This is a genomic window from Variovorax sp. GrIS 2.14, from assembly GCF_046115955.1.
Classification (GTDB): Bacteria; Pseudomonadota; Gammaproteobacteria; order Burkholderiales; family Burkholderiaceae_C; genus Variovorax.
The window spans coordinates 62,126-74,925 of sequence record NZ_JBJXIA010000001.1; the positions used below are offsets into that span (position 1 = coordinate 62,126).

The 12,800-nt window shown below is 65.8% G+C and carries 13 protein-coding genes; 5 read left to right on the plus strand and 8 right to left on the minus strand.

Annotated features, from left to right (window positions below; genetic code table 11):
• Positions 1–13: 13 nt before the first annotated feature.
• Positions 14–1,597 (minus strand): phospholipase D family protein, encoded by a 1,584-nt coding sequence (locus RCH10_RS00270; protein WP_409050804.1) that lies wholly within the window; start codon positions 1,595–1,597, stop codon positions 14–16.
• 150 nt (positions 1,598–1,747) lie between these two features.
• On the opposite strand from RCH10_RS00270, the gene RCH10_RS00275 reads away from it, so the two are divergent.
• Positions 1,748–2,977, plus strand: coding sequence for a nucleoside recognition domain-containing protein (locus tag RCH10_RS00275; RefSeq protein WP_409050805.1), 1,230 nt, complete (start codon positions 1,748–1,750; stop codon positions 2,975–2,977).
• A gap of 95 nt (positions 2,978–3,072) precedes the next feature.
• Complete coding sequence (locus RCH10_RS00280) at positions 3,073–3,588, plus strand: flavin reductase family protein (protein WP_323499771.1); 516 nt, start codon at positions 3,073–3,075, stop codon at positions 3,586–3,588.
• Between the two features lie 74 nt (positions 3,589–3,662).
• Here RCH10_RS00280 and RCH10_RS00285 read toward each other — a convergent pair whose 3' ends face one another.
• Positions 3,663–4,376: an alpha/beta fold hydrolase gene (locus tag RCH10_RS00285; protein ID WP_409050806.1), complete on the minus strand. Its 714-nt coding sequence runs from the start codon at positions 4,374–4,376 to the stop codon at positions 3,663–3,665.
• Positions 4,377–4,541: 165 nt separating this feature from the next.
• On the opposite strand from RCH10_RS00285, the gene RCH10_RS00290 reads away from it, so the two are divergent.
• Positions 4,542–5,438 carry a DMT family transporter gene (locus RCH10_RS00290; RefSeq protein WP_409050807.1) on the plus strand — a complete coding sequence of 299 codons (897 nt, stop codon included), beginning with the start codon at positions 4,542–4,544 and terminating at the stop codon, positions 5,436–5,438.
• Positions 5,435–6,370 carry a glutaminase gene (locus RCH10_RS00295; RefSeq protein WP_409050808.1) on the plus strand — a complete coding sequence of 312 codons (936 nt, stop codon included), beginning with the start codon at positions 5,435–5,437 and terminating at the stop codon, positions 6,368–6,370. The genes RCH10_RS00290 and RCH10_RS00295 overlap by 4 nt, the downstream gene beginning before the upstream one ends.
• A 21-nt stretch (positions 6,371–6,391) precedes the next feature.
• Here the strand turns inward: RCH10_RS00295 and RCH10_RS00300 are convergent, their stop codons facing one another.
• Positions 6,392–6,937: a DUF427 domain-containing protein gene (locus RCH10_RS00300; RefSeq protein WP_409051313.1), complete on the minus strand. Its 546-nt coding sequence runs from the start codon at positions 6,935–6,937 to the stop codon at positions 6,392–6,394.
• 37 nt (positions 6,938–6,974) lie between these two features.
• Here RCH10_RS00300 and RCH10_RS00305 point away from each other — a divergent pair, with 37 nt between their 5' ends.
• A complete protein-coding gene (locus RCH10_RS00305; RefSeq protein WP_323496865.1) occupies positions 6,975–7,466 on the plus strand; it encodes a hypothetical protein in 492 nt (163 codons plus the stop codon).
• Positions 7,467–7,503: 37 nt separating this feature from the next.
• Here RCH10_RS00305 and RCH10_RS00310 read toward each other — a convergent pair whose 3' ends face one another.
• From RCH10_RS00310 to RCH10_RS00330, 5 genes are all read right to left on the minus strand, one after another.
• Positions 7,504–8,061 (minus strand): DUF2867 domain-containing protein, encoded by a 558-nt coding sequence (locus RCH10_RS00310; protein ID WP_409050809.1) that lies wholly within the window; start codon positions 8,059–8,061, stop codon positions 7,504–7,506.
• Between the two features lie 89 nt (positions 8,062–8,150).
• Positions 8,151–8,408, minus strand: a complete 258-nt coding sequence (locus tag RCH10_RS00315; RefSeq protein ID WP_409050810.1) for a hypothetical protein — start codon at positions 8,406–8,408, stop codon at positions 8,151–8,153.
• A 153-nt stretch (positions 8,409–8,561) separates the two neighbouring features.
• Complete coding sequence (treF, locus tag RCH10_RS00320; RefSeq protein ID WP_409051314.1) at positions 8,562–10,256, minus strand: alpha,alpha-trehalase TreF; 1,695 nt, start codon at positions 10,254–10,256, stop codon at positions 8,562–8,564.
• The gene (locus RCH10_RS00325) at positions 10,253–11,485 is read right to left on the minus strand and encodes a CaiB/BaiF CoA transferase family protein (protein ID WP_409050811.1); all 1,233 of its coding nucleotides are present in this window, start codon (positions 11,483–11,485) and stop codon (positions 10,253–10,255) included. The genes treF and RCH10_RS00325 overlap by 4 nt, the downstream gene beginning before the upstream one ends.
• A gap of 25 nt (positions 11,486–11,510) precedes the next feature.
• Positions 11,511–12,710, minus strand: coding sequence for an acyl-CoA dehydrogenase (locus RCH10_RS00330; protein ID WP_323496861.1), 1,200 nt, complete (start codon positions 12,708–12,710; stop codon positions 11,511–11,513).
• Between the last annotated feature and the right edge of the window lie 90 nt (positions 12,711–12,800).

Below are 12,800 nucleotides of genomic sequence, written 5' to 3' on the forward strand. Positions count from 1 at the left end.
CGAAACGAAGCGCCTAAAGCAGGTCTTCCCCCACGATCGGCAGCAGCAGCCAGTTCTTGAAGCGCAGCCACAGGAACTCGCCCGGCACGTCTTCATGAACGATGTCGCCGCCCTGGTCGTCGTACTCGACCCACTGCGCGCGGCGGCCATCGGGCGTCAGGCGCAGGCGGTAGCCGAGGTCGTCGGTGCGCGGGCCGGTCACGAGCTTGTTGTACTCCTCGACCATCGGCGGGCTGTCGATGACCAGCCCGAGTTCGGTGTTGACCGCGGCGGATCGATGGTCGAGATTCATCGAGCCCACGAACATGCGCGAGTCATCGATCATCGCGAGCTTGGCGTGCAGCCGACTGATCGATTTGCCGAAATCGCCGAAGCGCTTGTTGAAGGTGTAGCGCGGCGCGATCTCGTAGATCGTCACGCCGACCTTCAGCATGTCGGCCCGGTATCGCTCGTAGCCCGCGTAGGCCAGCGGCTCGTCGGTCGAGCCGAGCGAGTTGGTGACCACCACCACGCTGACGTTGGCGTCGATCTGCTTGCGCATCATCGCCATGCCGATCGGCCCGGGAATGAAATACGGCGAAGCAATGACCACTTTCTTCTTCGCGGTGTCGATCACGCCCAACGCCCCTTCGGTCACGCTGCCGCGAAACGCCGCGTTACGGTCGCGCGTGATCTTGTCGGGGTTGTCCGCGAAGAGATGCGCCGTGGCCCAGCGGCGATCGATCCTGCCGGTCAGCAGTTCTTCGCCCAATGGCGATTTCTCGAGCACGTCGCGCGGCCGCAGCGGCACGTCGGGCACAGCGGTGCGCGCCAGTTCGTCGAAGCGGTGCTGCGCCTCGTCTTTCGAGACGGTGAGCGGGGCGATGGTCTCGATTGGCCGAACGTGCGAGCTGTTCCAGTACATGTCGAACGCTTTCGACATGTCGTGCACGATCGGCCCGCTCGACACCACGTCCATGTCGATGAAGTTCGCCTCGGTGCTGCGCATGAAGTACTCGTTGGCGATATTGCGACCGCCCGACACGGCGAAGCTGTTGTCGGCCACCAGCAGCTTGTTGTGCATGCGATGGTTGATGCGGTCGAAATCGAAGATCGACAAGGCCAGCCGGGCCGGCAGCGAACTCACTCGCGACGGCAACGGATTGAACAACCGCACCTCGACATTGGGGAACGCAGCGAACGAAGCGAACAACTCGTCTTCTCCGCCGGTGTAGAGGTCGTCGATCAACAGCCGCACGCGCACGCCCCGCTCCGCCGCCTCGCGCAGCTCTCTCAGCAGGAGCAGTCCGACGTCGTCGTTGTTGATGAGGTAGTACTGAACGTCGAGCGACTTCTCTGCATTTCGCGCCAGCGAGATGCGCGCGTCGAAAGCGAAGGCCGCCTCGGGCAACAGGCGGAACCCGGAGAACGGCGAGCCGTCGGGCGCCACGGGCGGTGCTCCTTGCGCCGCCAGCTTGGCAAGCGTCGTCTTCGCGACGTCGGTGATGGCGTAGCTCGGTGTGTTCGGCACGGCTGGCGGCAGTGTGAAGCATCCGCCGAGCAGAAGGGTCGCCAGCGCAACGAGGCCGCTGGCGAAATGTCGTGGGGAAAACTGCATGGGCGAACTGTAGTGAGGAACTGCGGCCTGTGCGCGCCACCATCGAGTCACCCTCAATCGTCTTGAATTCCTTCTCCTGAGTCCGCCGTGAACATCTCCGGGTCTGGCTCGGGCCGCCTCTATCATCGGCCGGCATCGAGAAGGACGCGCGTGCTCAACGGGTTGTGGCTGGGGTTTTTCGTGGTGGCGGCGCTGGCCGCCTTGGGGCGCTGGTTCATCGGCGGCGATGCGGCCGTGTTCGCAGCGCTGGTCGAGAGCCTGTTCGCGATGGCGCGGTTGTCGGTCGAGGTGATGGTGCTGCTGTTCGGCACGCTGACCTTGTGGCTCGGCTTCCTGCGCATCGCCGAGGCAGCGGGGCTGGTCGCTGCACTGGCCCGCGCCCTCGGGCCGCTGTTCCGGAGGCTCATGCCGGAAGTGCCGGCAGGCCATCCGGCGCTGGGACTCATCACGATGAACTTCGCGGCCAACGCGCTCGGCCTGGACAACGCGGCCACGCCGATCGGCCTGAAGGCGATGCGCGAGTTGCAGACGCTAAACCCGAGCACGACCACGGCCAGCAATGCGCAGATCCTGTTCCTGGTGCTGAACGCATCTTCACTCACGCTGCTGCCGGTAACGATCTTCATGTACCGCGCGCAGCAGGGCGCGGCCGACCCGACGATGGTCTTTTTGCCGATCTTGCTGGCCACGAGCGCATCGACGCTGATCGGCCTGCTGTCGGTCGCAGTGGTGCAGCGCCTGCGGCTGTGGGATCCGGTGGTGCTGGCCTATCTGTTGCCGGGCGCGCTGCTGCTGGGCGGCTTCATGGCGCTGCTCGGCACGCTTTCAGCGGCGGCCATCGCGTCGCTGTCGTCGCTGCTCGGCAACCTCGTGCTGTTCTGCATCATCCTGATCTTCGTCGTGGCCGGGGCGCTGCGTCGTGTGAAGGTCTACGAATGTTTTGTCGAAGGCGCGAAAGAAGGCTTCGACATCGCGAAGAACCTGCTGCCTTACCTGGTCGCCATGCTGTGCGCCGTAGGGGTGCTGCGTGCCTCGGGCGCCCTCGACATCGTGCTCGGCGGGCTGCGCTGGCTGGTGACGGCCGGCGGCCTGGACGCACGCTTCGTCGATGCGCTGCCGACCGCGCTGGTCAAGCCTTTTTCAGGCAGCGCGGCACGGGCGATGCTGATCGAGACCATGAAAAGCCAGGGCGTCGACAGCTTTCCGGCGCTGGTCGCAGCCACCATTCAGGGCAGCACCGAGACCACGTTCTACGTGCTGGCGGTGTACTTCGGCGCGGTCGGCATCCAACGCGCGCGCCATGCGGTGGCTTGTGCACTGCTGGCGGAACTGGCCGGCGTGGTCGCGGCGATCGCGGTCTGCTACTGGTTCTTCGGCTAGTCGCCTTTGCGTGCGAACAGGCGCTTCGACGACAGCGAGGCGCCATGCGATCGGCCAGAATAGCGCTCTTCTTTTCGACGACTGCTCAGCCAGTGATGCCAGTGACCCTCCCCGCCCAGGCGCAAGCGCCCTCTTTCTCGGTCGACGAGTTCCGGAACGCGCTGGGCATGTTCGCCACCGGCGTAACCATCGTCACCGCGCGCGCGGCCAACGGCACGCTGGTCGGGCTCACGGCCAACAGCTTCAACTCGGTCTCGCTCGATCCGCCGCTGGTGCTCTGGAGCCTGGCGCTGAGCGCATCGTCGATGCCGGCCATCAGCGCCGGATCGCACTACACCATCAACATCCTCGCGGCGAATCAGAAGGCGCTGGCCCAACGCTTCGCGACCAAGAATATCGACCGTTGGGCCGATGTCGCGTTCACCGAAGGGCTGAGTGGCGCCCCCGTGCTGGTGGGTGCGGCAGCGAGCTTCGAATGCTTCAACCGCAGCCGCTACGACGAAGGCGATCACATCATCTTCGTCGGCGAAGTGGAGCGCTGCACGCACAACGTGGGCGCGTCGCCGTTGCTGTATCACGGCGGGCGCTTCTATACCGAGCACCCTCTTTAGCCAGCGCAGGCTGGTGGTGCGCGGCCTGGGCATGGGGCCGGTTTGGACTGGTCTGGCTGATCCCGCGGCTCGGGTTACTGCGCCCTACCCAACCAATCGACCATGGCCTGCGTCACCTCGTCAGGTCGCTCCAGCGGTGCCATATGCCCGCACGTCTCGATCACGACCAGCTGGGCGCCGGGAATCATTGCGGCCATTTCCTCGCTGAGCGCGAGGGGCGTGGTCAGATCTTCGCGACCGCACATCACCAGAACAGGGCACCGAATATCTGGAAGCGTGGGCCGGCTGTCGATGCGCAGCATGGCCGCTTGTTGCTGCCGCACGAATCCTTCGACGCCGACGGCCCGAGCCATGTCCGTGAACAGGTCGATCAGTTCGTCATCGTGCGCCCGCGAAGGGTGGATGACGCGAGGGAGAAAGGCCGCCGTCACCGCGCCAAAGTTGGCCGGCGCAGCGCCCACGGCAGCGACCATTCGCCGACGCATGTCGGTCGATTCCGGCGTGTCCGCTCGGGCGCCCGTGTCGACCAACGCCAGCGCTGCGATCCGGTCGGGTGCCTGCCGGAGCATCTCCAGAGCGACATAACCGCCGAGCGAAAACCCCGCCAGTGCAAAGCGCGGACCGGGGGCGCTCGCCAGAGCAGCAGAGGCCATCTCGTGCACGCTGCCGTACGCCGTGATGTCGGCGATGCACACTTCGCGGTCCGGCGCGAGGGCCTCCTGCTGGTGCTTCCAGACGCGCTCGTCGTTCATCAGGCCGGGGATGGCCAACAAGGGCAGAGGGGTCATGATTGATCAGGTGGTTGAGGTGAAGGATGCATTCCGGCCCACTCTAGCCCCCAACTGCTCGGTGGCCTATGCCCAGTCGAGACGCACGCTCGGCGTGCATACCCCGCGGAGCCCCATGCCGATGGGTTTATCTTCACGTTTCCAGACAGCGACCCGCCCCCCCGAATGATCGAACGCAAAACCCACCTAGACACCCTCGCCATCACTCTGCTCATCGTCTGCTGCGCCACGTGGGGCGGGCAGCAGATTCTCATCAAGACGACCGTCGCGGAAGTCCCGCCGTTGTGGCAAGCCTCGATCCGCACGTCCGGCGCCGTACTGCTGTTATGGCTCTGGTGCCGGTGGCGCGGCGTACCGCTGTTCCGGCGCGACGGCACCCTGGGCGCGGGCCTGCTGGCGGGCTTGCTCTTCACCGGCGAGTTCATCGGCATCTACATCGGGCTGCAGAACACCTCTGCCTCCCGCCTTACCGTGTTCCTCTATACAGCGCCGTTCTGGGTCGCCTTGCTGCTGCCGCGCTGGGTGCCGTCAGAGCGCATGCGCGCGCTGCAATGGACCGGGCTGGCCATCGCATTCGCGGGCGTCGTGCTGGCTTTCAGCGAGAGCTTCGGCCACAGCACATCGAACCAGTTGCGGGGCGACGCGCTGGGCCTTGCGGCCGGCATGCTGTGGGGTCTGACGACGCTGGCGCTGCGCACGACGAAGCTCGCAACTGCAAGCCCCGAGAAGACGCTGTTCTATCAAGTCGGCGTAGCGGCCATCGTGTGCCCCTTCGTCTCGATGGCGCTCGGTGAGCACTGGAGCCTGAGCTATTCGACATGGGCCTGGAGTTCCATTGCAGTGCAGACCATCGTCGGCGCCTTCGCGACCTACCTGGCGTGGATGTGGATGCTGCGGCACTACCCCGCCACGCAAATGTCGTCGTTCAGCTTTTTGACGCCGCTCTTCGCACTGGTGTTCGGCGTGGTGTTGCTCGGCGAAGCGTTGACGCTGCAACTGGTGCTCGCACTGGTGGGCGTGGCGGCGGGCATCGTGCTGGTGAACCGGAGATCGCTGCGATGAACTACCAAGCCGTGCTCGAAGACATCGTGACCACGCTGCGCCCCTTTCTCGGGGCGGACGGCAAGGTGGCCAGCTACATACCGGCGCTCGCGTGCATCGACCCGAAGCAACTCGGCATCGCGCTGCATACGTGCAACGGCGAAGAAGCCGCGGCCGGCGACAGCGCGACACCGTTCTCGATCCAGAGCGTGTCCAAGGTGTTCACGCTCACACTCGCCATGCAGCGCCTCGGCGACGCGCTGTGGGAGCGCATCGGCCGCGAGCCTTCGGGCAGCGCTTTCAACTCGCTGGTGCAGCTCGAGAACGAACAGGGCAAGCCGCGCAACCCGTTCATCAATGCCGGTGCCATCGCAGTGGCAGACCGGCTGGTGAGCCACGTCCAGGGCAAGGGAAACCGCGGCAGCGCCAAGGCGGACATCCTGGCGCTGGTGTCCAGCCTGTGCGGCGAGCCGATCGAGTTCGATGCGGAAGTGGCGGCGTCAGAGGCCGCGACCGGCTACCGCAACATCGCGCTGGCCAACTTCATGAAGAGCTTCGGCAAGCTCGACAACGACGTGGAGGCAGTGCTCGACACCTACTTTCACCAGTGCGCCATTCGCATGAATTGTCAGCAATTGGCACGCGCCGCCGGCTTCCTGTGCCGCGATGGCGCGCATCCGTTCGAGCAGGATTCCGAGGTCACCAACGAGCGGCAAACGCGGCGCATCAACGCGCTGATGCTGACCTGCGGCACCTACGACGCGGCCGGCGACGTGGCCTTCAACATCGGCCTGCCCTGCAAGAGCGGCGTGGGTGGCGGCATCGTCGCGGTGGTGCCCGACCGGCTCACGCTCGCGGTGTGGTCGCCGGCGCTCGACGCCACCGGCAACTCCCTGCTCGGCATGAAGGCGCTGGAACTGTTCGTCGCCAAGACGGGGTTGTCGGTGTTCTGACTTTTCAGGCAGCGCGTCGCATCACCAGCCGCCCGAGCCCGGCTCGCCCTTGAACGGCCCGACCACTTCCGGCGTGATCCAGCCGGCGTAGAAGCGACCCGGTTGCGGCTGTGCCCGCACACCGTCGACGGTGCACACGAGTTGCTGCGGATAGAAAGCGATGTGGTCGCGCAGTGCATCGAACTCCTCGAACGGCGCCGGGTACGACCAGCCGACCGCGTCGAGGCGGTCGGCGCCGGCCACCACCGACCAGTAACGCGCGTCGCCCTTCCACTCGCAGAACGAATTGCCAGCGACCGCAACGAGCAGTGCCATCTGCACGTCCGCTTGCGGCAGGTAGAAGGTGGGCGGACTCGCTGTTTCGAGCACCCGCAAAGCTTGCCGCGTGCGGGCGATTTCCAGCGCACCGAATGTGACGACGACCTCACGTGCATCAGCCGCGATGCGCGGCGGCCGGGGATAGTCCCAGACCGATTCCTGACCCGGCTGCGGCGGAGTGGCGAAGGCCGGGCGCTCGTCGCCCACGTGGTGCCATTGGGCGCGCGCCTGCCGCAAACGATCGGACATTGGATTCACGATGGGCTCCTTGTGCAAAACTTCAGGCATGAACGACAACAACGATAGCGAAGAGAACCTCCCCATTCAGGAACCAAGGCTTTGGCGCGACGAGGTCTGGACCGCCAAGGTGGTGAAGAACGAAGACGACGACGGCTGGGCGGTCGAGATGACACGCCACGGCGACCCCGAGCCGGCACTGGTCGGCCCGTGGACCATGGGACGCGACAAGAAGAATCCGAAGCCGCTCGACCCTTCTGCCTTTCACACGCTCGTCAAAACGGCTGCCGAAGTGCTGCGGCGCCACGAGCAGCAGCTCCACGGGCAACTCAACAAGCACGTCAACATCGGCGACGGCTCGGGGCGCATACGCGTCGCGCTGCAGATCGTGCCGGACGAAGACAACCCCTACGCCGTACTCACTGCGCAGGACGAGTCCGGCGTGCAACTGGGCGAGGCGCGTGTGCCACCAACCTTCAAGCTAACGTCGGCCAGCGCGGGGGCCTGGATCGAGGGCGGGTACGCGTCGAAGGTGCGCTGATCAGCCACGCAGGCCATCGCGCAGGTGATCACCCAAGTCAGGCCGGCACTGCCATCGGCCAGCCTGATCGCGCCGCGCGGTCGAGCGCCGACCGCACCACCATGCGATGGAACGGCGCGATCAAACGGATGTAGTTGCGACCCAGCAGGTTGTGGCAATGCACCACTGTCACCGCCACCAGCTCGTCGCCCTCGCCCGCCATCGCAGACGGTCCGCGCCGCACCGACACCCGAAAATCCAGATGCCGGTCGTCCTCACCGAGCACGACTTCATCGGCATGCGTTTCGTAAATCCGAAAGATGCCGACGCGCGGCGTGCGAGTCGACGTGTCGGCACGCAGTGCTTTGGCGGTTTTGAGGCCGAACAGCGACACCAGCCTGTCGCGCAGACGCATCAGGCGATCGACCCATGGAGCCGGGCGTTCGAGGGCGAAGCGCGCGAGTGCGAGCGGGTCGTGCGTTGCGCCGGCCGGCAGGCGAATCGCGAAGGCGTCTGCCAGAAAGGCACCGTCGTAGAGGCCGGAGATTCGGCCCGACTTGGGGAGCGCCACGGCATGCGCGCGGTCAGCGAGGGTAACGGACGGGCGATTCGACATGGCGGATTCCTCGGTTTACTCGCAAAAAGCAGACCGGCGCAGCTTATCCCCGGACGACCCCCCCGGCGACCTCAGTCGCCCGACCGCGTCTAGGCCTTGCGTCGGCGCAGCGAGACCGCGTCGACTGCGCCGCCAGCGCCACCCGCGGCCAGCAGGTCGAGCGACTGCCATCCGCTGTCGCCCAAACGGTGCAGCTGAACCAGATCGAAATCGTCGATGCCTTCGTCTTCCTTGATTTCGTTCGCGAACCTGACGAACGCGCCCTCGCTCAAGCCGAGCGCCTGCGCACGCACGACGATCGTGCGTCCGGGCGGCACGTCGCGAATGAGTTGGTCGAGGGCTTTCATGGGATCGGCGATGCCTGCGGGTCAGGGGAAAATACCGACAAAAGTGTCGATTACTTCCTTTACTGCAATCTTCGTTCCAGGCCGTGCCAACGCCTGGATGCCGCGATTTGTCGCCCACACCACGCGTGGGCAGGACCGCTTTCCGGTCGCGGGCTAACGGTGCTTCGGCACCGGTGCGTTCGAGACGCAGTCGTTGGCGGTGTGCGCCGGATGCGCTGCCAGCAACGCCCGCGTGACGCCGTTGGTCCAGCCGAAGCCGTCCTGCAACGGGTACTCGCCACCACCGCCGCCAGCCGATGCGTCGTGTTCTTGCTGGCGCAGCGTGTACTTTTCGACCAGCTTGCCTTCGCGCTCGTACACCGCGGCCACGGTGGCCAGCCAGCGGTGCGCGATGGTGCGTGCCAGTGCCATCTCGCCGTAGTGTGCGAAGCCCTGGATCGCCATCCACTGGAGCGCGGCCCATCCATTGGGTTGGTCCCACTGCTGGTCACTGGTGCATGCGGTGGTCGACAGGCCGCCGGGGGCCAGCAGCCTGCGCGAAACGGTTGCCGCCATCGCTTCGACTTGCGCCGGATCGGCGAGGCCGGCGAACAGCGTCGAGATGCCGGCAGCCGTCAGGCAACTGCGGCGACGGCCGAGCCGCCAGTCGTGATCGAAGAACGCGCCCTGCGCATCGTCCCAAAGCCACTTCACGACGGCCGCCTTGCGCACGGAAGCGCGATGCGCGAAGTCGCTTGCGCCGACCGCATCGCCGGCGCGTGCAGACACGGTCGCGATCACCGATTCGAGCTTGTACAAAAGGGCGTTGAGATCGACCGGCACGATGTCGGTGGTGCAGATGCCCGCCAGCGATGCGGCGTCGGCCGCGCCGCCCTTCACGGCCGCATCCGCATCGCACTGCAACGGCTCGGTCAGCCAGCGCGAACTGAAGTCCCAACCGGATTCGGCCGCCGCGCGCAGGTGCCGATACACCTCCGAAGCGTCGCGCCCCTGCGCTTCCGCGGCCTTGGCGGTGGTGACGTCTTCGAGCCAGGCTTCTTCGCGCGGCGTGTCGCGCTCGTCCCAATAGCGGTTCAGTAATGCGCCATCGGGCAAGCGCACGACACGGCGGTTCGCCGCGCCAGTTTGGCTTGTCCGATCCGATTCGAGCGCGTCGCTGCCGCTCATCCACCACGCGTGCTCACGCTTCAACTGCCGTAAAAAATCAATGCCGTCGACATCGTCGAGTTGTTCCGCCAACTCGACCATGAAGGCGAACAACGGTGGCTGCGACCGCGTCAGGTAATAGGTGCGCGTGCCGTTCGGCACATGGCCATAGGTGTCGATCAGGTGCGCGAAGTTGCCGACCATGTCGTGCAGCAACCCGGCCTTGCCGCTCGCCGACAAGCCCAGCATCGTGAAGTACGAATCCCAGTAGTACAGCTCGCCGAAGCGGCCGCCCGGGACCACGTAGGCGTGCGGCACCTGCAGCAACGAGCCGCGCGGCGGATGGTCGAGCGGCTCCCGCGTCAGTACGCGCCACAGGTCGTCGATGTGATCGGCGATGGGCTGGCCCGGCACCGACACGTAATCGCTGGGGGTCGGCTGCAGCACCTCGAAATGCGCATCGACGAAAGCCGGCAGATCGAAGTCCGCCCGGTCGCGTTGCGCGCGGTACGCCGCGAGGATCGCTGCAGGATCGATGCGCGGCGCGCAATCGACGAAAGTCTTGCTGTCGGCGAAGACGCGCGCGCCCTGCACCGCCGCAAAGAGCTCGGCGTAGCGATCGGCCGGCGTCAGCGTATCGGGCGCAGGCACGGCCGCTGCGCGCTCTGCACGCTCTTCGCTCGAGCGCCGGTGCAGCGTCAGAGCACGCCCGCCGTTCGCAGTGCCGCGATCTGCGCCGCGCCCATGCCGAGTTCGGCCAGCACCTCGTCCGTGTGTTGCCCGAGCGCAGGTGGGGCGTGGCGCAGCACCGGTGGCGTGGCCTGCAGGCGCAATGGGCTCGCGACGCCCACGATGCTTTCGATGCCGTCGCCGGCATCGCGCTGCATCGTCACGGCCAGGCCACGCGACTTCACCTGCTCGTCGTCGAAGGCTTGCGCGATGTCGTTGATCGGGCCGCAGGGCACGGCCTTGTCTTCGAGCAGCGCGATCCATGCGGCGGTGGTCCGCGTGCGCGTGACGGCTTCCATGTCGGGGATCAGCACCTCGCGATGCTTCACACGCAGCGTGTTGGTCGCATAGCGTGGGTCGCTCGCCCATTCGGCATGGCCCGCCGCTTCGCAGAAGCGCGCGAACTGGCCGTTGTTGCCGATCGCCAGCAGCATCGAGCCGTCTTGCGTATGAAAGTCCTGGTACGGCGCCAGGCTCGGATGGCTGTTGCCCTGTCGATGCGGCGCCACGCCGGTGTTCAGGAACGCACTGGCCTGGTTCGCCAGGATCGCCATGCCGACATCGAGCAACGCCATGTCGATGTGCTGGCCCTCGCCGGTGCGGTGCCGCACCTCAAGCGCGGCGAGGATGGCGGTGCTGGCATAGACGCCGGTGAACAGGTCGGTGAGCGCCACGCCTACGCGCAATGGTCCGCCACCGGGCACTTCGTCGGGCCGGCCGGTGATGCTCATCATGCCGCTGGTCGCCTGGATCATCAGGTCGTAGCCAGCGCGCGTGGCGTGCGGGCCATCGTGACCGAAGCCGGTCACGCTGCAGTAGATGAGCCGTGGATTGGCGGCGCGCAGGCTCTCCTGGTCGAGCCCGTACCGCGCGAGGCCACCGGTCTTGAAGTTCTCCACCAGGATGTCGCTCTGCGCCGCCATGCGCTTCAACAGCGCCTGGCCTTCGGCCGTCGTCATGTCGATGGTGACCGACCGCTTGTTGCGGTTGCACGCGGTGTAGTAGGTCGACTGGTTGGTCGTGTTGCCTTCCGCGTCTTTCAGGAATGGCGGGCCCCAGGTGCGTGTGTCGTCGCCCACGCCGGGCCGCTCGATCTTGACGACGTCGGCCCCCAGGTCGGCCAGGATCTGCGTGCACCACGGGCCCGCGAGCACGCGCGAAAGATCGAGAACCTTGATGCCGTCGAGGGCTGCTTGCGCCATGTCTACCCAATGAAGTCTGGTCGGTTCAGTTCGCGAAAGCAGCAATGCCGGTGATCGCGCGGCCGAGGATCAGCGCATGAATGTCGTGCGTGCCTTCGTAAGTGTTCACCACTTCGAGATTGACCAGGTGTCGCGCGACGCCGTACTCGTCGCTGATGCCGTTGCCACCCATCATGTCGCGCGCCAGGCGGGCGATGTCGAGTGCCTTGCCACACGAGTTGCGCTTCAGGATCGAGGTGATCTCGACCGAGGCCGTGCCTTCGTCCTTCATGCGGCCCAAGCGCAGGCAGCCTTGCAGGCCGAGCGCGATTTCGGTCTGCATGTCAGCCAGCTTTTTCTGGATCAATTGGTTGGCGGCGAGCGGGCGACCGAACTGCTTGCGGTCCAGCACGTACTGGCGCGCGCGGTGCATGCAGTCTTCGGCCGCACCGAGCGCGCCCCAGGAGATACCGTAGCGTGCGCTGTTCAAGCAGGTGAATGGGCCCTTCAGCCCCTGCACTTCAGGGAAGGCGTTTTCTTCAGGGCAGAACACGCCGTCCATCACGATCTCGCCGGTGATGCTGGCACGCAGGCCGACCTTGCTGTGGATGGCGGGAGCGCTCAAACCCTTCATGCCCTTTTCAAGCACGAAGCCGCGAATCGGCCCGACCGTGCCGCTCTCGCTCACCTCTTTGGCCCACACGACGAAGACATCGGCGATCGGCGAATTGCTGATCCACATCTTGGCGCCGCTGATCGAATAACCGCCCGGCACCTTCTTGGCGCGCGTGACCATGCTGCTGGGGTCGGAGCCGTGGTCGGGTTCGGTCAGGCCGAAGCAGCCGATCCATTCCCCGGTGGCCAGCTTGGGCAGGTACTTCTGCTTTTGCGCCTCAGTGCCGAATTCGTAGATCGGCACCATGACGAGCGAGCTTTGCACGCTGGCCATCGAGCGGTAGCCCGAGTCGACGCGCTCGACTTCACGCGCAATCAGGCCATAGCAGACGTAGTTGAGGCCGGGGCCGCCGTACTCTTCAGGGATCGTCGGACCAAGCAAGCCCAGTGCGCCCATTTCGCGAAAGATCGCCGGGTCGGTCTCGCCCGAGCGAAAGCCTTCGACCACACGCGGCAGCAGGCGTTCCTGGCAGTAGGCATTGGCCGCGTCACGCACCATGCGTTCGTCTTCGGTAAGTTGCTGGTCGAGCAAAAACGGGTCGTCCCAGTGAAATTGCGCTTTGGCGGCCATGAGGCTGTCTCCGGAAATGAGGTGAGGGGAATAGGCTGATCGTAGCGACGCACGCAGCCTGGCGCAAACGAGCAATACTCAGTCAGATAT

Excerpts from the sequence above, each read along its gene's own strand:
- RCH10_RS00270 (WP_409050804.1), bottom strand. The coding sequence starts at position 1,597 with ATGCAGTTTTCCCCACGACATTTCGCCAGCGGCCTCGTTGCGCTGGCG.
- RCH10_RS00280 (WP_323499771.1), top strand. The coding sequence starts at position 3,073 with ATGCCAGTGACCCTCCCCGCCCAGGCGCAAGCGCCCTCTTTCTCGGTC.
- RCH10_RS00285 (WP_409050806.1), bottom strand. The coding sequence starts at position 4,376 with ATGACCCCTCTGCCCTTGTTGGCCATCCCCGGCCTGATGAACGACGAG.
- RCH10_RS00290 (WP_409050807.1), top strand. The coding sequence starts at position 4,542 with ATGATCGAACGCAAAACCCACCTAGACACCCTCGCCATCACTCTGCTC.
- RCH10_RS00295 (WP_409050808.1), top strand. The coding sequence starts at position 5,435 with ATGAACTACCAAGCCGTGCTCGAAGACATCGTGACCACGCTGCGCCCC.
- RCH10_RS00300 (WP_409051313.1), bottom strand. The coding sequence starts at position 6,937 with ATGTCCGATCGTTTGCGGCAGGCGCGCGCCCAATGGCACCACGTGGGC.
- RCH10_RS00305 (WP_323496865.1), top strand. The coding sequence starts at position 6,975 with ATGAACGACAACAACGATAGCGAAGAGAACCTCCCCATTCAGGAACCA.
- RCH10_RS00310 (WP_409050809.1), bottom strand. The coding sequence starts at position 8,061 with ATGTCGAATCGCCCGTCCGTTACCCTCGCTGACCGCGCGCATGCCGTG.
- RCH10_RS00315 (WP_409050810.1), bottom strand. The coding sequence starts at position 8,408 with ATGAAAGCCCTCGACCAACTCATTCGCGACGTGCCGCCCGGACGCACG.
- RCH10_RS00325 (WP_409050811.1), bottom strand. The coding sequence starts at position 11,485 with ATGGCGCAAGCAGCCCTCGACGGCATCAAGGTTCTCGATCTTTCGCGC.
- RCH10_RS00330 (WP_323496861.1), bottom strand. The coding sequence starts at position 12,710 with ATGGCCGCCAAAGCGCAATTTCACTGGGACGACCCGTTTTTGCTCGAC.